The 17,975-nt window shown below is 41.0% G+C and carries 19 protein-coding genes; all 19 read left to right on the top strand.

Going from position 1 to position 17,975, the window contains the following annotated elements:
* Positions 1 to 60: 60 nt before the first annotated feature.
* The 19 genes from ndk to qcrB all read left to right on the top strand — a co-directional run bounded on the left by ndk (position 61) and on the right by qcrB (position 17,965).
* A complete protein-coding gene (ndk, locus tag GPS65_RS11895; RefSeq protein ID WP_012010385.1) occupies positions 61 to 507 on the top strand; it encodes a nucleoside-diphosphate kinase in 447 nt (148 codons plus the stop codon).
* A gap of 144 nt (positions 508 to 651) precedes the next feature.
* Positions 652 to 1,437 (top strand): CheR family methyltransferase, encoded by a 786-nt coding sequence (locus GPS65_RS11890; RefSeq protein ID WP_161985426.1) that lies wholly within the window; start codon positions 652 to 654, stop codon positions 1,435 to 1,437.
* Between the two features lie 73 nt (positions 1,438 to 1,510).
* Positions 1,511 to 2,683, top strand: coding sequence for a chorismate synthase (gene aroC / locus GPS65_RS11885; RefSeq protein ID WP_012010383.1), 1,173 nt, complete (start codon positions 1,511 to 1,513; stop codon positions 2,681 to 2,683).
* A complete protein-coding gene (gene aroB, locus GPS65_RS11880; RefSeq protein ID WP_012010382.1) occupies positions 2,683 to 3,774 on the top strand; it encodes a 3-dehydroquinate synthase in 1,092 nt (363 codons plus the stop codon). The genes aroC and aroB overlap by 1 nt, the downstream gene beginning before the upstream one ends.
* Entirely contained in the window at positions 3,771 to 4,154 is a 384-nt protein-coding gene (gene aroH / locus GPS65_RS11875; RefSeq protein WP_012010381.1) for a chorismate mutase, read from the top strand. Before aroB ends, aroH begins: the two co-directional genes overlap by 4 nt.
* A 232-nt stretch (positions 4,155 to 4,386) precedes the next feature.
* Positions 4,387 to 5,934 carry an anthranilate synthase component I gene (trpE, locus tag GPS65_RS11870; RefSeq protein ID WP_144474153.1) on the top strand — a complete coding sequence of 516 codons (1,548 nt, stop codon included), beginning with the start codon at positions 4,387 to 4,389 and terminating at the stop codon, positions 5,932 to 5,934.
* Positions 5,906 to 6,928 (top strand): anthranilate phosphoribosyltransferase, encoded by a 1,023-nt coding sequence (gene trpD, locus GPS65_RS11865; RefSeq protein WP_144474152.1) that lies wholly within the window; start codon positions 5,906 to 5,908, stop codon positions 6,926 to 6,928. Before trpE ends, trpD begins: the two co-directional genes overlap by 29 nt.
* The gene (trpC, locus tag GPS65_RS11860; protein WP_012010378.1) at positions 6,921 to 7,673 is read left to right on the top strand and encodes an indole-3-glycerol phosphate synthase TrpC; all 753 of its coding nucleotides are present in this window, start codon (positions 6,921 to 6,923) and stop codon (positions 7,671 to 7,673) included. The genes trpD and trpC overlap by 8 nt, the downstream gene beginning before the upstream one ends.
* A 5-nt stretch (positions 7,674 to 7,678) precedes the next feature.
* Entirely contained in the window at positions 7,679 to 8,338 is a 660-nt protein-coding gene (locus tag GPS65_RS11855) for a phosphoribosylanthranilate isomerase (protein ID WP_144471863.1), read from the top strand.
* The gene (gene trpB, locus GPS65_RS11850; RefSeq protein WP_144457947.1) at positions 8,319 to 9,518 is read left to right on the top strand and encodes a tryptophan synthase subunit beta; all 1,200 of its coding nucleotides are present in this window, start codon (positions 8,319 to 8,321) and stop codon (positions 9,516 to 9,518) included. The genes GPS65_RS11855 and trpB overlap by 20 nt, the downstream gene beginning before the upstream one ends.
* Positions 9,515 to 10,318: a tryptophan synthase subunit alpha gene (gene trpA, locus GPS65_RS11845; RefSeq protein ID WP_088001003.1), complete on the top strand. Its 804-nt coding sequence runs from the start codon at positions 9,515 to 9,517 to the stop codon at positions 10,316 to 10,318. Before trpB ends, trpA begins: the two co-directional genes overlap by 4 nt.
* A 10-nt stretch (positions 10,319 to 10,328) precedes the next feature.
* Entirely contained in the window at positions 10,329 to 11,426 is a 1,098-nt protein-coding gene (gene hisC, locus GPS65_RS11840; RefSeq protein ID WP_144474151.1) for a histidinol-phosphate transaminase, read from the top strand.
* 112 nt (positions 11,427 to 11,538) lie between these two features.
* Positions 11,539 to 12,654 carry a prephenate dehydrogenase gene (locus tag GPS65_RS11835; protein WP_041816258.1) on the top strand — a complete coding sequence of 372 codons (1,116 nt, stop codon included), beginning with the start codon at positions 11,539 to 11,541 and terminating at the stop codon, positions 12,652 to 12,654.
* A gap of 10 nt (positions 12,655 to 12,664) precedes the next feature.
* Complete coding sequence (gene aroA, locus GPS65_RS11830; protein ID WP_088001004.1) at positions 12,665 to 13,951, top strand: 3-phosphoshikimate 1-carboxyvinyltransferase; 1,287 nt, start codon at positions 12,665 to 12,667, stop codon at positions 13,949 to 13,951.
* A gap of 291 nt (positions 13,952 to 14,242) precedes the next feature.
* A complete protein-coding gene (locus GPS65_RS11825; RefSeq protein WP_144474150.1) occupies positions 14,243 to 15,514 on the top strand; it encodes a tetratricopeptide repeat protein in 1,272 nt (423 codons plus the stop codon).
* Positions 15,515 to 15,589: 75 nt separating this feature from the next.
* Positions 15,590 to 16,129 carry a ReoY family proteolytic degradation factor gene (locus GPS65_RS11820; protein ID WP_003215573.1) on the top strand — a complete coding sequence of 180 codons (540 nt, stop codon included), beginning with the start codon at positions 15,590 to 15,592 and terminating at the stop codon, positions 16,127 to 16,129.
* Positions 16,130 to 16,190: 61 nt separating this feature from the next.
* On the top strand, positions 16,191 to 16,637 hold the full coding sequence (locus tag GPS65_RS11815; protein WP_012010370.1) for a YpiF family protein: 447 nt from the start codon (positions 16,191 to 16,193) through the stop codon (positions 16,635 to 16,637).
* A 144-nt stretch (positions 16,638 to 16,781) separates the two neighbouring features.
* On the top strand, positions 16,782 to 17,288 hold the full coding sequence (locus GPS65_RS11810; RefSeq protein ID WP_007500911.1) for a ubiquinol-cytochrome c reductase iron-sulfur subunit: 507 nt from the start codon (positions 16,782 to 16,784) through the stop codon (positions 17,286 to 17,288).
* Positions 17,289 to 17,290: 2 nt separating this feature from the next.
* Positions 17,291 to 17,965: a menaquinol-cytochrome c reductase cytochrome b subunit gene (gene qcrB, locus GPS65_RS11805; protein WP_003215804.1), complete on the top strand. Its 675-nt coding sequence runs from the start codon at positions 17,291 to 17,293 to the stop codon at positions 17,963 to 17,965.
* Positions 17,966 to 17,975: the final 10 nt, after the last annotated feature.

The following is a 17,975-nucleotide window of genomic DNA, read 5'->3' as shown; positions in this document are numbered from 1 at the left end:
ACGATCACTTTGTAACAATGTAAGCCTATACATACATAAACGACGGGGTGGAGAACGTATATGGACAAAACATTTCTTATGGTCAAACCTGATGGTGTAGAAAGACAATTAATCGGTGAAATTGTGTCAAGATTCGAAAAAAAGGGGCTTCAGCTTGTTGGTGCAAAACTAATGAGTATTCCAAAAGAAGTAGCAGAAACACATTACGGAGAGCATAAAGAAAAACCATTTTTCGGGGAATTGGTTGACTTTATTACATCAGGACCAGTGTTTGCAATGGTATGGCAAGGTGAACAGGTAGTCGATGTCACAAGACAGATGATCGGCAAAACAAACCCGAAGGAAGCGCTTCCGGGCACGATAAGAGGAGACTATGGATTGACAGTTGGAAAAAACATTATCCATGGTTCAGACTCACCAGAAAGTGCTGAAAGAGAAATCAACTTATTCTTCAAACAAGAAGAAATTACAAACTGGGATCAAACCATCTCAAGCTGGATTTATTAAAATTCAAGCCAAGGTGTTCATCAAATGAGCACCTTGGCTTTTTTATATGAATATTTCTACACGAAATTTCGCATGAGAAGATACAAATTTTCGATAAAAACAGCTATACTAGGACAAAGATAGATGAGACAGGAGAGGACTTTGATGGATCAATATCAAGTATTTGTCGGGAAATGGAAAAAACTAACCGGAGTGGATCTTAATTTATATAAAGAAGCACAAATGAAACGAAGATTAACGTCACTTTATGATAAAAAAGGCTATAGAGATTTTGAAGCCTTTGCGGCTGCCCTTGAAAAGGATAGAGCACTATTAGATGAGACGATGGATCGAATGACGATTAATGTGTCAGAATTTTACCGAAACTATCAGCGCTGGGAAGTGCTTGATCAAAAAATTCTCCCACTCCTTTCGAAAAACGGTGGGACCTTGAAAATATGGAGTGCGGCATGTTCGACAGGAGAGGAGCCATATACACTCTCAATGCTGATGCTGCTATCAAGCCATCCACTTGTGAAGGACTTCCAAATTATTGCAACTGATATTGATGATAAAGTGCTGCAATCAGCTCAAAAAGGAAGATACCATGAACGATCACTACAAGAGGTACCAGATCAAATCAAGCAAAAATATTTCACAAAAGAAGATTCTTCATTTTACACTGTGAAAGATGAAGTGAGAAGGCATATTCAATTTAAAAAGCACAACCTTTTAGCAGATCCTTATGAAAAACAGCTTGATCTTATCGTGTGCAGAAATGTCCTTATCTACTTTACAGAAGAGGCAAAAGAAGAGATTTACATGAAAATGAGCAATAGTTTAAAACCAAATGGCGTATTATTTGTTGGTTCAACTGAACAAATTTTTCACCCGGAAAAGTTTGGACTGACATCTGCTGATACTTTCTTTTATCAAAAGAAGGGTATGTAGCTGACTTTTTAGTCATAAGTGTGTTATCATAGTTTTACTTAAAAGCGTTAATGCGATGAAGGGAGATTAAGTCATGAGATACTTAACAGCAGGTGAATCACATGGTCCACAATTGACCACAATTATTGAAGGCGTTCCAGCGGGACTTTACATAGAGCAGGATGACATTAACTATGAATTGGCTAGAAGACAAAAAGGTCACGGCCGCGGCAGAAGAATGCAGATAGAAAAAGACCAAGCGAAAGTATTAAGCGGTGTTCGCCACGGGAAAACATTAGGTTCTCCTATTGCACTTGTCGTTGAAAACAACGACTGGAAGCATTGGACAAAAGTGATGGGGGCAGAGCCGATCACAGAAGAAGAAGAAAGTGAAATGAAGCGTCAAATTTCACGCCCTAGACCAGGACATGCGGATTTAAATGGTGCGATTAAATATGGACACCGTGATATGCGAAACGTATTAGAGCGTTCATCAGCTCGTGAGACAACTGTTCGCGTAGCAGCAGGCGCAGTCGCTAAACAAATCTTAGCTCATTTAGGAATCAAAGTAGCAGGCCACGTTCTTGAAATTGGCGGAGTGAAAGCAGCTCATACGGCATATGAATCAATTGAAGATTTGCAAAAGGTAACGGAAGAGTCACCTGTTCGCTGCTACGACAGTGAAGCAGGTCAAAAAATGATGGATGCCATTGATGAAGCGAAGAAAAATGGTGATTCAATTGGTGGAATTGTGGAAGTTATCGTTGAAGGAATGCCTGTTGGAGTCGGGAGCTATGTTCACTATGACCGCAAATTAGATAGCAAGCTTGCAGGTGCTGTCCTGAGTATCAACGCTTTTAAAGGGGTTGAATTCGGTATCGGCTTTGAGGCGGCTTCTAAAAATGGCAGTGAGGTCCATGATGAAATCATCTGGGATGAAGAAAAGGGCTATACGAGAAAAACAAATCGCTTAGGTGGTCTTGAAGGCGGAATGTCAACTGGTATGCCAATTGTCGTAAGAGGGGTCATGAAACCAATCCCAACGCTTTACAAACCGCTTCAAAGCGTTGACATTGAAACAAAAGAACCTTTCTCCGCAAGTATTGAACGTTCTGACAGCTGTGCTGTTCCTGCCGCAAGTGTTGTCGCAGAAGCAGTCGTGGCTTGGGAAATCGCCAATGCTGTAGTGGAGCAGTTTGGCCTTGATCAAATTGACCGCATTAAAGAAAATGTTGAAAAAATGCGCCAGCTTCAGAGGGAATTTTAATGAAAACATTGGAAGTTAAGACGTCTTCAGCTACTTATCCTGTATACATCGGTGATGGGATTAAACGCAATATCGTCGACTTGATGACTTCCACGGGGCATTCCTATACGAAGCTCTTAATCGTCACAGATACAGCGGTTGATGCCATTTACGGTGATGAAATGGTTCGATTACTTGAACAAAAATGGTCTGTGCATAAAGTGGTTGTGCCAAGCGGAGAGCAGTCGAAATCTTTTGCTGAGTTTGAGCATATTCATACGAAAGCCATACAATTTCAGCTAGATCGCTCCTCGTGTATCATTGCGCTTGGAGGCGGCGTAATTGGCGATTTGGCTGGCTTTGTTGCTGCTAGTTACATGAGAGGTATTGATTTTATTCAAGTTCCGACGACGCTGCTGGCACACGACAGTGCAGTTGGCGGGAAAACGGGGATTAACCATCCTCTCGGTAAAAATTTAATCGGTGCGTTTCATCAGCCGAAAGCCGTCATTTATGATACGAGCATGCTTGAGACACTATCTCAAACTGAAATGAGGTCAGGCTTTGCTGAGGTCATCAAACATGCCCTCATCTCAAGTGAAGACTTTTTAAAAGAGCTGATGTCTATTCGTTCTTTGGATGAATGCTCAAAAAGCGAGCTCGCACATATGCTGTATCAAGGCATTGAGGTCAAAGCGTCGATTGTTCAAAAAGATGAAAGAGAACAAGGTGTGCGTGCATTTTTGAATTTAGGTCATACACTTGGGCATGCCATTGAAGCAGAGTATGGATACGGCGTTATTACACACGGAGATGCTATTGCAATCGGCATGCAGTTTGCGCTATATGTGAGCGAAAAGAAGCTGGGGCTCAGCCTTCATCGTACGGAACTAAAAGAGTGGATGAAAAAACTCGGATTTCCGGTACAAGTCACCCAAGATATTTCCACGAAAACATTTGTTGACCGGATGATTGGTGATAAAAAGGCAAGAGGTGGAACCGTTCAATTTGTTTTATTAAAACAGGTTGGAGATGCTGTCTTGCAGTCTTTCACAAAAGATGATCTGCATCAATGGCTCGATGAATGGAAACGGGAGGAGGGATGTCTATGATGTTTCGCGGGATACGTGGGGCTACAACTGTGACAGAAGATACAGAAACAGAAGTGTTAAACAAAACGAAACAGCTGCTAGAAGCGATTATTTCAAGAAATGAAGTAGATCCAGAACGTGTCGTGCAGATTTTAATTTCAGCTACACAAGATATTCACTCCGTTTTTCCGGCAAAAGCCCTTCGTCAGTTTGAAGGGTGGACGTATGTGCCTGTTACTTGTATGCAGGAGCTGGACATTCATGGCGGTCTAAAGCATTGTATTCGTGTGTTAATGACGGTCCAAACAGACACAAAGCAGGAAGATGTGCAGCATGTGTACTTGGAAGAAGCTGTGACGCTTCGCCCTGATTTACAGTTGACAAAAAACAAGGAATTATAATACGATATGAACAGCCGAAGTTTACACACAGGTGTAAACGGCATTGCAAGTTTAGAGAAGATGAGAATGAGACTAGGGTAGTTGAGATGAGTAGAGTTGAGCTGAGATACGATACTTCTATTTAATCATACTGCCTAAAAGAGCACCCCTCTTTTAGGCTTATTTCTTATACTCATACAAACCCTCTATAGGTCCCCCTCATTCTCCTTAATCCCATTTAAGGAGTGTGCTTATGAATTCCCATTCAAATGTAACCCGATTTTTAAGGGACAGCGAGTCCCACAAAACGATCCCGATTGTTGAAACCATTACAGTTGATACGCTCTCACCGATTCAAATTGTCGAAAAACTCAAGGCAGATATTGTGTATCTACTAGAAAGTAAAGATGAGTCTTCTAGCTGGTCGAGATATTCCTTCATCGGATTACATCCTTTTTTAACCTTACATGATGACCAAAACGAATATATTGCACGTGACGCTGCTGGGCAGGAGGTCATGAAAAAACAAGAACTGAAAGACTTATTAGACTGGATGAAAGAGCAATATCAAATCAAGACACCAGATGTTGACATCCCGTTTACAGGCGGGGCAGTTGGGTATTTAAGTTATGATCTTATTCCAAGCATTGAACCTTCTGTCAGGCCTCACCGAAGCGCATCAACGACAGACAATTGTACTCTATTTGTCTGCCAAACGATGATTGCTTTTGATCACGAAACGAATCACGTTCATTTTATCCAATACACCCAGTTAACCGGAAATGAAACAGAAGACGAAAAAATACAAGCTTACAAAGAGAATCAAAAGCAGCTTGAACAGATGATTCACAAGCTCCATACAAAGATTGATATGAAAGAACTGATTTTATCAGGGAATATGAACGAATTACCGTCGTTTGAACATGTGACATCAACCTATGAAAAAGAGCAATTTCTAAAGGACGTAGAAAAAATCAAAGAATACATTCGAGCGGGTGATATTTTTCAAGGCGTACTCTCACAGCGTTTCGATATCCCAGTGTCAGTGAGTTCATTTGAATTATATCGTGTGCTTCGCATTGTGAATCCATCTCCATACATGTATTTTATGAAATTAAAAGACCGTGATTTAGTCGGAAGCTCACCAGAACGATTAATTCATGCCAAAAATAGGAACTTAGAAATTCATCCTATTGCAGGCACTAGAAAAAGAGGAGCAACAAAAGAAGAGGACGCCGCGCTGGCAAGAGAGCTACTAGAAGATGAGAAAGAAAAAGCAGAACATTACATGTTAGTAGATCTAGCCAGAAATGATGTCGGCCGCGTAGCAGAATACGGCAGCGTATCCATACCGACCTTTACAAAAGTAGTGAACTTCTCACATGTCATGCACATCATCTCCATTGTGACAGGGAAGCTAAAGCAGGATACACACCCAGTTGATGCACTCATGTCCGCATTTCCAGCAGGCACATTAACAGGGGCACCAAAAATAAGAGCGATGCAATTATTAAATGAAATGGAGCCAGAGCCAAGGGAAACGTATGGCGGCTGTATTGCCTATATTGGATTTGACGGTAATATCGACTCTTGTATTACCATTCGCACCATGAGCGTCAAAAATCAGACCGCCTCCATACAAGCAGGCGCTGGCATTGTCGCAGATTCTGTACCAGAAAATGAATGGGAAGAGACATGTAACAAGGCAGGAGCGCTTCTGAGGGCCATTCAGCTTGCTGAACATATTTTCTCAGAAAAGGAGAGTGTGCAGGATGAATCAGCGACTATCAGCACTTGTTAACGGAGGTTTCCTATCAGAAAATGAAGCACATCAACTCATGTATGATATGATGAGCGGCTTCTTAACAGATGCCGAAGTCGCTGCAAGTCTATCGATTTTAGCGCATAGAGGAGAAACCGCTGAAGAAATGACAGGCTTCGTGAGGGCCATGCGGCAAAAAGCAGAACCAGCGGAAAGATCGCTTGATGTCGTTGACACATGCGGTACAGGGGGCGATGGACTTTCCACATTCAATATATCAACTGCAGCTGCAATTGTAGCTTCCGCCGCTGGTGCTAAAATTGCCAAACACGGAAATCGTTCAGTTTCTTCTAAAAGTGGAAGTGCCGACGTCCTAGAGTACCTTGGAATTCACATTCAATCCACTCCAGAAGAAACAAGGAGACAAATACAAGAGAAAAACATGGGCTTTTTATTTGCACCAATGTACCATTCATCTATGAAACAAGTAGCGGCTGTCCGCAAGCAGCTTGGCTTCAGGACGGTATTTAATTTATTAGGGCCGCTTTGCCACCCGATGCAAGCCAAAAAGCAAATCATCGGTGTGTATGCAAAGGAAAAGGCAAAATTAATGGCGGAAGCCCTTGCCCCATTAGAGCCAGAGCATGTCCTGTTTGTATGCGGGGAAGACGGGCTGGATGAACTAACAATTACAGCAAATTCGTATGTGATTGAACTCAAAAAAGGTGACATGACAGAATATACGCTAAACCCAGAAGACTTTGGACTGGCGAAAGGATACTTATCAGATATTCAGGTCCAATCACCAGAAGAGAGTGCAAAATTGATTCAGAATATATTGAATCATCAAACAGTAGGGGCGCCTCTTCATATTACAGCGCTGAATGCCGGAGCGGCTTTATATGTCGCAGGCAAGTCTGAAAGCCTCATGGCAGGAACATTAAAAGCATTAGAAACGATTAAAAACGGAGCAGCCAAAGAACAATTGGCACGTTTAAAACAAAAAACGAAAGAGGAAGAGATCTATGCTTAATCAAATCATTGCACGCAAAAAAGAACATATCCAAACGTTACAGTTACCTGATGATGGACACTTTGAAAGACGCTCATTTAAAGAAGCCCTTGTGAACACCCACCGCTCGATTGGGCTGATTGCTGAGGTGAAAAAGGCATCTCCTTCCAAAGGAATCATTCAGCCAAATTTTGATCCTCTGCAAACAGCAAAAGCATACGAAAAATCGAATGCTGATTGCTTATCAGTCTTAACAGATGAACCATTTTTTCAAGGAAAGAATGAGTATCTTTCCCTCATTAAAAAACACATTGCACGTCCCATTCTAAGAAAAGATTTCATCATCGATTCCATACAGATAGAAGAGTCAAGACGTATCGGTGCAGATGCCATTTTATTAATTGGAGAAGTGCTTGAACCACAACAGCTGCATGAACTCTATATTGAAGCGAAGGAAAAAGGATTAGATATTCTTGTCGAAGTTCATGCAGCAGAGACGCTGGAACAAATTTTAAACCTATTCACCCCTGAAATCATTGGCGTGAATAACCGAAATCTAAAAACCTTTAACACAACAGTTGAGCAAACAAAAGAGATTGCCCCACTTGTTCCAAAGGATTGCTTACTAGTAAGTGAAAGCGGTATTCAAACGTTTGATGATCTGACCTTTGTCAAAAAACATGGAGCGAGTGCTGTTCTTGTAGGTGAATCATTAATGAGAGAACCATCACAAGAAAAAGCCGTTCAGACGTTATTTGGAGAATGAGCACTATGAAACCTTTTTTAAAATATTGCGGAGCGGGCTCACTAGAAGATGTAAAATGCATTGCTCAATCTCAAGCAGATGCGATCGGATTTATTTTTGCGCCAAGTAAAAGACAAGTCGATCCAAATCAAGTGAAACAATGGCTCAGCAAGTCGCAGTGCCGTAAAAAGATTACGGGTGTATTCGTAAATGAAAACACCCAAAAAGTGTGTGACATCACAAAACATATTCCTTTAGATATCGTGCAGCTACATGGAGATGAAACAAAAGAGGATGCAACACAAATAAAACAACAAACAGGGACGGTAGTGTGGAAAGTCTTTCATCACGATCCCGATATAAAAGGAACACTTGATAAAATGACGGCATTTGCGCCATTTGTTGATGGCTTTCTCATTGATGCGAAAGTAAAAGGGATGAGAGGCGGTTCTGGCACAGCTTTTACATGGGAAGCGGTACCTTTATACAATCAGCATGCAAAACGGCTTGAGAAAACATGCATCATTGCAGGCGGAATTACACCGGAAACGCTGCCAGAGCTTCTTGCCTATGGCCCAAGAGCGATCGATCTTTCAAGCGGCATAGAAGAAGACGGGAAGAAAAGCAGCGCTAAGATCAAAGCGCTCGAAGAAAGGATGTTAAACAATGTACGCATATCCAAATGAGCTTGGCAGGTATGGAGAATTTGGAGGGAAATTTGTTCCTGAGACACTCATGCAGCCACTCAAAGAAATCGAACAAGCATTTAACGAATTAAAAGAAGACCCCGCTTTTGAGCAAGAATATCTTTCTCTATTGCACAACTATTCAGGCAGACCGACTGCACTGACATATGCCGATCAATTATCCGCATACCTCGGCGGCGCAAAAATCTATTTAAAAAGAGAAGATTTAAACCATACAGGTGCTCATAAAATCAACAATGCACTTGGTCAGGCCCTGCTTGCAAAAAAAATGGGCAAATCAAACATCATCGCAGAAACAGGCGCTGGACAGCACGGAGTAGCAGCTGCAACGGTGGCCGCAAAATTTGGATTATCATGCACGGTGTTTATGGGAAAAGAGGATGTGGAGAGACAATCTCTCAATGTATTCCGAATGAAGCTCCTTGGCGCTGAAGTCATACCTGTCACAAGTGGAAACGGCACATTAAAAGATGCGACGAACGAAGCGATTCGTTACTGGGTTCAGCACTGTAGTGATCATTTCTATATGATAGGTTCAGTTGTAGGACCTCACCCGTATCCCCAAATCGTCAGTGAGTTCCAGCGGATGATTGGTGATGAAGCAAAAGAGCAGATGCTTAAAAAAGAAGGCAGGCTCCCACATAAAGTCATTGCTTGTGTTGGCGGCGGAAGTAATGCGATTGGAATGTACCGAGCGTTTTTGGATGATGAGGTTGATTTGATTGGTGTAGAAGCGGCTGGAAAAGGAATTGATACACCGCTTCATGCAGCAACCATTACGAAGGGGACAAAAGGGGTCATTCATGGATCTTTGACCTATTTAATCCAAGACGAATTCGGCCAGATTATTGAGCCCTATTCCATTTCAGCTGGTTTAGATTATCCCGGGATCGGACCAGAGCACGCCTATTTACATGCGAGTGGACACGTTGAATATGTGAGTGCTACAGATCAAGAAGCCCTGGATGCACTAAAGCTGCTGACAGAAAAGGAAGGAATTCTACCAGCGATTGAATCAGCACACGCTTTAGCCAAGGCATTTGAGATGAGCAGGACGATGAGTGAAGATGAAATCATCCTTGTCTGCCTCTCAGGAAGAGGAGATAAGGATGTGCATACATTAATGAATGTGCTTGAAAGTGAGGGCAAAACGAAATGATCACATTTCAATTAGAGCAAGGCGAGAAATTATTCATCCCATTTATGACGGCAGGAGATCCGTCAGAAGAAATCACGATCGATTTAGCTTTGTCCCTTCAAGCAGCCGGTGCACATGCGATTGAGCTAGGCGTTCCTTACTCCGATCCGCTAGCAGACGGTCCTGTCATTCAAAGAGCCTCCAAAAGAGCTCTAAATCATGGCATGAATATCGTAAAAGCGATAGAATTAGCAGGGAAGATGAAAAAAAACGGTGTAAAAATTCCTGTTATTCTATTTACGTATTATAATCCTGTGTTACAATTAGACACAGAATACTTTTTCGCTTTACTGCGCAAAAACCATATTTCGGGACTCTTAACACCCGACTTGCCTTTTGAAGAAAGCAGTGAGCTGCAAAAGAACTGTCAATCATATGACATTTCATATATTTCGCTCGTTGCACCAACCAGTAAGGAACGATTAGTAAATATTGTAGAGCAGGCAGAAGGTTTTGTGTATTGTGTTTCATCTCTTGGTGTAACAGGTGTCAGGCAAACCTTTGACGAATCGATTACTGATTTTATTCAACAAGTGAAACAGCTGAGTCACATACCGGTTGCGGTCGGTTTTGGTATCTCAACAAGAGAGCAGGTAGACTCAATGAATAAACTGAGTGACGGCGTCGTTGTAGGCAGTGCACTTGTGAAAAAAATTGAAGAACTTCAAGATCAATTGTTAGCAAGTGATACACGTCAAGACGCTTTAAGAGAATTTGAAACCTATGCAAAAACATTTAGTCCCCTCTATTCATTCAAATGAGGTGAAACTTTTGCAAATCAAAGATCAATTAAAACAACTAAAACCATATCAACCTGGGAAACCAATTGAAGAGGTCAAAAAAGAATATCAATTAGACAAAATTGTGAAATTGGCTTCAAATGAAAACCCTTTTGGATGTTCCACACATGCAAGAGAGGCGATACAAGCTGAGCTTGAACATTTAGCGATCTATCCAGATGGATACAGCGCAAGTTTAAGAACAGAGCTTGCTGAGTTTCTTCAAGTAAATGAAAAACAATTAATATTCGGGAATGGCTCAGATGAACTTGTGCAAATTATTGCTAGGGCATTCCTTGACCAACATACAAATACCGTCATCCCATCTCCGTCTTTTCCGCAATATCGTCACAATGCAATCATTGAGCGGGCAGAGATTCGAGAAGTGCCGCTTTTAGACGGAGGAGCTCACGATCTAAAGGGCATGCTTGATGCGATTGATGAGAACACGAAGGTCGTTTGGGTATGCAACCCGAATAACCCGACAGGAAATCATTTGTCAGAATCTGAGCTTGTGGCGTTTTTAGATCAAGTACCCGCTCATGTACTTGTGGTACTAGATGAGGCATATGTCGAATATGTTCGTGCGGAAGACTATCCGAACAGCTTATCTTTATTACACAGTTATCAAAATGTTATCGTACTCCGAACGTTTTCAAAAGCGTATGGGCTGGCGGCGCTTCGAGTAGGCTATGGCATTGCATCAAAAGAGTTGATTACTGCGATTGAGCCAGCGAGAGAGCCGTTTAATACGAGTCGTATCGCCCAGGCAGCTGCTCGAGCGGCGATAAAAGATCAGGACTTCATTCGATCATGCAGACAGAAAAATGAGGCAGGTCTCAAACAATATCAAGAATTTGCTGACCGTTTTGGACTATTTATTTATCCGTCTCAAACAAACTTCGTGCTGATTGATTTTAAAAGGGATGCAGATGAACTATTTCATGCATTATTAAAAAAAGGCTATATTGTTCGATCTGGTAAAGCACTTGGTTTTCCAACGTCTTTACGTATTACGGTCGGAACAATGGAGCAAAATGCAGAAATTCTAAGTACACTTGCTGATTTATTGCAGGGCATTCGTGCGTAGCATAACTATAAGTCATATCCTTTTACAGGATATGGCTTTCATTGTACCAACCTCATACATATAAGCTTTTGAAATGGCTTTTTTAATTTTCGCGAAAAAACAGGTGATGAACATGAATGATGCAAATGAAACAATATTAATCGCTGGACTTGGTTTAATTGGAGGTTCCATCGCACTGTCGATTAAAAAAGAGTATCCCTATAAAAAAATTGTTGGATACGATGTGTCTAAAGAACAAATGGTTGCAGCAACAAAGCTAGGTATCATTGATTTAGCAGCTGATTCATTTGCAGCAGGTTTGGCTGAATCTGCGACTATAATTTTGGCAACACCAGTTCAGCAAACAGTAAAGATGCTTCGTGATATTGCAAACTCTGGAATTGAGAGAGAGCTTACAATTACCGATGTCGGCAGCACAAAGCAAAAGGTCGTCCATTTTGCAGAAAAAACGCTTCCTAATCACTATCAATTTATTGGTGGACATCCAATGGCAGGCTCTCACAAGTCAGGTGTCATTGCAGCGAAAGACTTTTTATTTGAAAATGCGTTCTACATTTTAACGCCAGCAAAGGAAACAAACCGCGATGCTGTTGATCGTTTGAAGGACTTGTTAAAGGGAACAAATGCTCATTTTATTGAAATGACCCCAGAAGAACATGATGGTGTAACAAGTGTGATTAGTCATTTCCCGCATATTGTTGCTGCCAGCCTTGTGCATCAAGCGCATCATTTTGAAGAACACTTCCCACTTGTTAAACGGTTTGCTGCTGGAGGCTTTCGTGATATTACACGTATTGCATCAAGCAATCCTGCAATGTGGCGAGATATCCTTCTGCACAACAAAAATAAGATTTTAGACCGGTTCCATGAATGGAAAAAAGAGATCGACCGCATTGAGACCTTTGTGCAGCAAGAAGACGCTGAAGGCTTGTTCTCTTATTTTCAAGAGGCAAAGGAATATCGTGATGGACTTCCTTTGAGGAAAAAAGGTGCTATACCTGCTTTTTATGACCTTTATGTGGATGTTCCAGATCACCCTGGGGTCATTTCGGAAATTACAGGGCATTTAGCAAATGAGAACATCAGTATTACGAATATCCGTATTATTGAAACGCGGGAAGATATAAATGGGATTTTACGCATTAGCTTTCAAACAGAAGACGACCGTAAACGTGCAGAGATCTGTATAAAAAATAGAGCGAATTACGATACATTTTATGCTGACTGAGGTGACAAAGATGAAAATTCATAAACATGCTCCTATGAATGGAGTCATTCATATTCCAGGTGATAAATCCATTTCTCATCGATCAGTGATGTTTGGAGCAATTGCTAATGGGACGACAGTGGTGAAAAACTTTCTCCCAGGAGCTGATTGTTTAAGCACAATTGATTGTTTTAGAAAGATGGGCGTTGACATTGAACAAAAAGGGACAGATGTTGTGATTCATGGGAAGGGACTGAAAGAGCTGAAGGAGCCGTCTGACGTCCTCGATGTTGGAAATTCTGGTACAACCATTCGATTAATGATGGGAATATTAGCTGGTTGTGAGTTTCACAGTACACTGATCGGTGATGAGAGTATTGCTAAAAGACCCATGCAACGAGTAACAGGTCCACTTAAACAACTAGGAGCGAAGATAGATGGTAGAGCAAACGGCGAGTATACGCCGCTGTCTATTCGTGGTGGTCATTTAAAAGGAATCTCATATGAGTCTCCAGTCGCAAGTGCGCAAATTAAATCCGCTGTCCTTTTAGCAGGGCTTCAAGCAGAGGGAACAACGACATTAACTGAACCACATAAATCAAGAGATCATACAGAAAGAATGCTCTCCATGTTTGGTGTGAAACTAGACGAAGATGAACAAAGTGTTTCCATTGAAGGCGGTCAAACATTAAAAGCAACAGATATATTTGTTCCTGGAGACATTTCTTCAGCTGCATTTTTCCTTGTTGCTGGATCGATTGTTCCTAACAGCCGAATTGTGTTAAAAAATGTTGGGCTAAACAAAACAAGAACGGGTATTATTGATGTTTTAAAACAAATGGGTGCGAATCTTGAGATCAATGAAGTAGATGCAAAAGGCGGAGAGCCATATGGCGATTTAACAATCTCGACCTCTTCATTAAAAGGGATCGAAATTTCTGGTGATGTGATTTCAAGACTCATCGATGAGATTCCGATTATAGCGCTTCTAGCAACACAAGCAGAAGGAACAACGATTATTAAAGATGCTGCTGAGTTAAAAGTAAAAGAGACCAATCGAATCGATACAGTCGTGTCAGAACTTAAAAAACTCGGTGCTGATATTGAAGCAACAGATGATGGTATGAAGATTCATGGTAAAACCCCGCTTCAAGGCGGCGCTGTTGTATCAAGCTACGGAGATCACCGAATCGGTATGATGCTTGGGATTGCTGCATGTATCACAAAGCAAGCGGTTGAGATTGAAGATACAGATGCTGTACGCGTCTCATACCCGAATTTCTTTGAACATATTGAATACTTAACCAAAACAGTCTGAGGATGTCCTCAGGCTTTTTCTTTCCTTAAGCATATTTGTAAGGAATATAGCATAGCTTGTCTCAAGATGAAACCTGGAAAAAAATCATTTTATTTGATCAAAAAATGAATTTTAGGTGTTTTCAGTTTACAAAACCTTCGTTTCGTAAAGGATGAAATGAAAAACAGTCTTTAAAACACAAAATTGGGTTCATTTTAAAAGTGCAACATATTTGCTGGATGAGTACCTGTCGATTATGATATGAAGTAACAATAGTTTAGGTTTTTGGAAAACAGAAAGGAACGGTTTGATTTGAATAGTTCATTACAAGAAGCCATAAAATTAGTTGAGGCGGGTGAGACTGAAAAAGGACTTCAAACACTTGCTCAGGCAGAAAAGCATTTGCATGATGAAGAAAAGGCTCAGGCAGCTCAGTTATATTATGATTGGGGAGATATCGATAAAGCGAGAAATCTCATCAGTGATTTACATGATTTATATCCAGAGGAAACAGGGTTAACATGTTTTTATGCAGAACTTCTGATTGACTCTGATGAAGAAGAAAAGGCAATTTCGGTATTAGAGACAATTCCTGAAGATGATGCTGCATATCCAGAGAGCCTACTGTTAATGGCAGATTTGTATCAAATGCAAGGGCTATTTGAAGTCAGTGAACAAAAACTCTTAAAAGCAAAAGAGTTGCTTCCGAATGAAGCCATTATTGATTTTGCATTAGGTGAATTGTATTTTTCGCAAGGTCTTTCAAAGAAAGCGGCTGACTATTTCTACAAGGTCGCAGATCAACAACATGAAGTTGGCGGCGTCAATGTTTTTCAGAGGCTCGCTGAATCACTCAGCACAGCTGGAGAATTTGAAGATGCGCTTGAATGGTACGAAAAGGCAGTGAAAGGCCAAACAGACCCGAATACCCTTTTTGGTTACGGATTTACAGCGATGAGGGCTGGTCGAACGAAAACAGCCATTCAGCAGCTTTCCGAACTAAAAGATATTGATCCATCTTATTCGTCCCTTTATATGCCTTTAGCAAAAAGTTATGAGGAAGAAGGACTATATCACGAAGCTTTAGAGGTAGTCAAAGAGGGTATTAAAATTGATGAGTATAACAAAGAGTTATATTTATATGGTGCAAAGATTGACTTGAAAAATGGGGATTCAGAAGATGCGAAAAAGTTGCTTCAAGAAGCTCTTGCTCTTGACCCGGGCTATATTGAAGCGATTCAAACATTGCTCGCGATCTACTTAAATGAAGAGCTTTTTGATGAAATTCTAGATGTCATTAAAGAGGTTAAAAGCTTTGGGGAAGAGGATCCAAAATGGAATTGGTATGCTGCATCTGCATCTGTTGGACGAGAGGAATATAAAGAAGCAGCAGAGTACTTCAAGCTGGCTCTGCCTGATTTTGATGAGGAACGTGACTTTTTATATGAATACGCGACGTTCCTTTTAGAAGAAGGCAGACAAAAAGAAGCATTGCCTCTATTACGCAAAGTTCTTCAGAAAGATGGCACAAATGAAGAAATCGAAGAAACGATTTTAAGAATTGAAGACGAAATTTCCTTATAGTTTGCAGGAATGAAGAACTGGTTTGTTGAATAATTCATGTATAGCAATTTAATTTACGATAGAGGAGGGAATAACATGCAGACCCCTGTTTCTGTCAATGAAAAGAAGGAATTCATCCGGTGGTTTTTAAACCATTATCAGTTAAAGCGAAGAGAGTGTGTTTGGATATTAAATTATTTAATGAGTCACGACTCTTTGATGGAAAAGGTTCATTTTGTAGAGCAAGCAGAATTTTGCCCAAGGGGAATCATTATGTCAACACACTGTGTGGATGAAGTTCCCTTTAGATTTTATAAAGAAAACATCATGACGACAGATGCTGAAAAGTCATTTCATGATATTCGCTTGAATAAACAGCAAGATTTGTTTATTCAATTGAATTTCCGTTCTGCTTATCGTTCGCCGGAATATGCAGCTGTGCTTGAAACAAATCCTCATATTCCAAAGGATCTTTATGAGAACGAAAAAGATAAGGATCTTGCAGAGAAAGTACTTGAACACTCAATCGCAACTTTCCAAAAAGAACGACTTATGAAAGAGATAGATGAAGCACTTGACCGTCATGATCAAGAAACATTTAATAAGTTAGCAAGAGAATTAAGCCTTTTGTCATAAACTGAACGCATAAGCCTTGCCCTATCCAGGCAGGGCTTATGTCATGAAAGAGGGGAAATTGATGAAGTTTCACGCGGAGGATGCGGATCGCTTTTTACAATCTAAAGATTACATTGATACCGCTATCATTCCATTAGTTGGAATAGATGCGAATCAAATCAAGCAAACCGTATCTTTAGGGGAGTTTACTATTCTTGTAGCAGAGGAACTTGAAAGGCAGCTGAAAGGGCGGGTCTTTCTTTTTCCATCACATACATATGTAGAAATCAATGATCGAAAACTAGAAGACATCTTCACGATGAAGCAATCGCTTGAAGATCATTTTCAACATGTCGTATTGATCTCATCTGATCACGGGTGGAAAGAGCATGAGCCTGTTAGTGAATCACTATTTTTATTAAAGCCGGTCCCGCTCGAGCATTTAAAGGTAGAATTAAAGCAAAAAATCGTTCAAGACAGTGTGGAACAAATTTTGAACTTTTTGTTACAAAAGTGGAACCCTTCATAAAAACCCTTACATTTGCATTGTACATAGCTTTTTAGGCTGTTGACCTTGTGAATAGATTGATATATTATGAGGGTGTCCTAGTTTTATGAAATTTTTTCTAATTCAGTTATAAAGTAGCTGACGACCTGAGGGGGGGAGAAAAAAATGAGCGAGAAGAGACATGGAGTGTCCAGGCGTCAATTTTTGAATTACACGTTGACCGGCGTGGGGGGATTTATGGCCGCTGGAATGCTCATGCCTATGGTTCGCTTTGCGCTTGACCCTGTGCTAAAAGGAACAGAGGATCAGGATATGGTTCAAGTTGTCAGTGTTGATGAACTGACGAAGGAACCGAAGCGCTTTGACTTTAAAATTGATCAAGTAGATGCATGGTATGAGTCAAAGGAATCTAGGTCAGCATGGGTGTACAAAGAAGGGGATGAAATTGTCGCTTTATCGCCAATCTGTAAACATTTAGGATGTACAGTGAACTGGAACAGTGATCCGAAAAATCCAAACAAATTTTTCTGCCCATGCCATTATGGGCTGTACGACAAGGATGGTACAAACGTACCCGGAACTCCGCCACTTGCACCGCTTGACCATTATAAGCAGCAAGTGAAGGACGGATACCTCTATCTTGGAAAAGCTGTGCCGAAAGGGGAAGGGTAACGATGCTTAACAAGATTTATGATTGGGTAGATGAGCGGCTGGACATTACACCAATATGGAGAGATATTGCGGATCATGAGGTGCCTGAGCATGTCAATCCAGCACATCATTTCTCCGCTTTTGTGTACTGTTTTGGCGGTTTAACGTTTTTTGTGACAGTCATACAAGTCCTTTCGGGCATGTTTTTAACGATGTATTACGTGCCAGATATTAAAAACGCATGGGAATCTGTTTATTATTTACAAAATGAAGTGGCATTTGGTCAGATTGTTAGAGGGATGCACCACTGGGGTGCGAGTTTAGTTATTGTCATGATGTTTTTACATACGCTAAGGGTCTTTTTCCAAGGGGCGTATAAAAAGCCTAGAGAGCTCAACTGGATTGTTGGTGTGCTCATTTTCTTTGTGATGCTTGGTCTTGGATTTACAGGTTATCTCTTGCCATGGGATATGAAGGCGCTATTTGCGACGAAGGTTGGTCTTCAAATTGCAGAAGCGACACCTTTCATTGGGAAAGAGATCAAAACGCTGCTTGCAGGTCATCCTGACATTGTAGGGGCACAAACGCTGACGAGATTTTTCGCTATCCATGTCTTTTTCTTGCCAGCGGCATTATTTGGGCTGATGGCTGCCCACTTTATTATGATTCGTAAGCAAGGAATTTCTGGACCGCTATAAAAAAGTTGCG

The sequence above is a fragment of the Bacillus pumilus genome, from assembly GCF_009937765.1.
GTDB lineage: Bacteria > Bacillota > Bacilli > Bacillales > Bacillaceae > Bacillus > Bacillus pumilus_O.
The sequence above is the reverse complement of the archived record's forward strand: the minus strand, read 5'-3'. Positions and strand labels throughout refer to the sequence as shown.

Excerpts from the sequence above, each read along its gene's own strand:
- ndk (WP_012010385.1), top strand. The coding sequence starts at position 61 with ATGGACAAAACATTTCTTATGGTCAAACCTGATGGTGTAGAAAGACAA.
- GPS65_RS11890 (WP_161985426.1), top strand. The coding sequence starts at position 652 with ATGGATCAATATCAAGTATTTGTCGGGAAATGGAAAAAACTAACCGGA.
- aroC (WP_012010383.1), top strand. The coding sequence starts at position 1,511 with ATGAGATACTTAACAGCAGGTGAATCACATGGTCCACAATTGACCACA.
- aroB (WP_012010382.1), top strand. The coding sequence starts at position 2,683 with ATGAAAACATTGGAAGTTAAGACGTCTTCAGCTACTTATCCTGTATAC.
- aroH (WP_012010381.1), top strand. The coding sequence starts at position 3,771 with ATGATGTTTCGCGGGATACGTGGGGCTACAACTGTGACAGAAGATACA.
- trpE (WP_144474153.1), top strand. The coding sequence starts at position 4,387 with ATGAATTCCCATTCAAATGTAACCCGATTTTTAAGGGACAGCGAGTCC.
- trpD (WP_144474152.1), top strand. The coding sequence starts at position 5,906 with ATGAATCAGCGACTATCAGCACTTGTTAACGGAGGTTTCCTATCAGAA.
- trpC (WP_012010378.1), top strand. The coding sequence starts at position 6,921 with ATGCTTAATCAAATCATTGCACGCAAAAAAGAACATATCCAAACGTTA.
- GPS65_RS11855 (WP_144471863.1), top strand. The coding sequence starts at position 7,679 with ATGAAACCTTTTTTAAAATATTGCGGAGCGGGCTCACTAGAAGATGTA.
- trpB (WP_144457947.1), top strand. The coding sequence starts at position 8,319 with ATGTACGCATATCCAAATGAGCTTGGCAGGTATGGAGAATTTGGAGGG.
- trpA (WP_088001003.1), top strand. The coding sequence starts at position 9,515 with ATGATCACATTTCAATTAGAGCAAGGCGAGAAATTATTCATCCCATTT.
- GPS65_RS11835 (WP_041816258.1), top strand. The coding sequence starts at position 11,539 with ATGAATGATGCAAATGAAACAATATTAATCGCTGGACTTGGTTTAATT.
- aroA (WP_088001004.1), top strand. The coding sequence starts at position 12,665 with ATGAAAATTCATAAACATGCTCCTATGAATGGAGTCATTCATATTCCA.
- GPS65_RS11820 (WP_003215573.1), top strand. The coding sequence starts at position 15,590 with ATGCAGACCCCTGTTTCTGTCAATGAAAAGAAGGAATTCATCCGGTGG.
- GPS65_RS11815 (WP_012010370.1), top strand. The coding sequence starts at position 16,191 with ATGAAGTTTCACGCGGAGGATGCGGATCGCTTTTTACAATCTAAAGAT.
- GPS65_RS11810 (WP_007500911.1), top strand. The coding sequence starts at position 16,782 with ATGAGCGAGAAGAGACATGGAGTGTCCAGGCGTCAATTTTTGAATTAC.
- qcrB (WP_003215804.1), top strand. The coding sequence starts at position 17,291 with ATGCTTAACAAGATTTATGATTGGGTAGATGAGCGGCTGGACATTACA.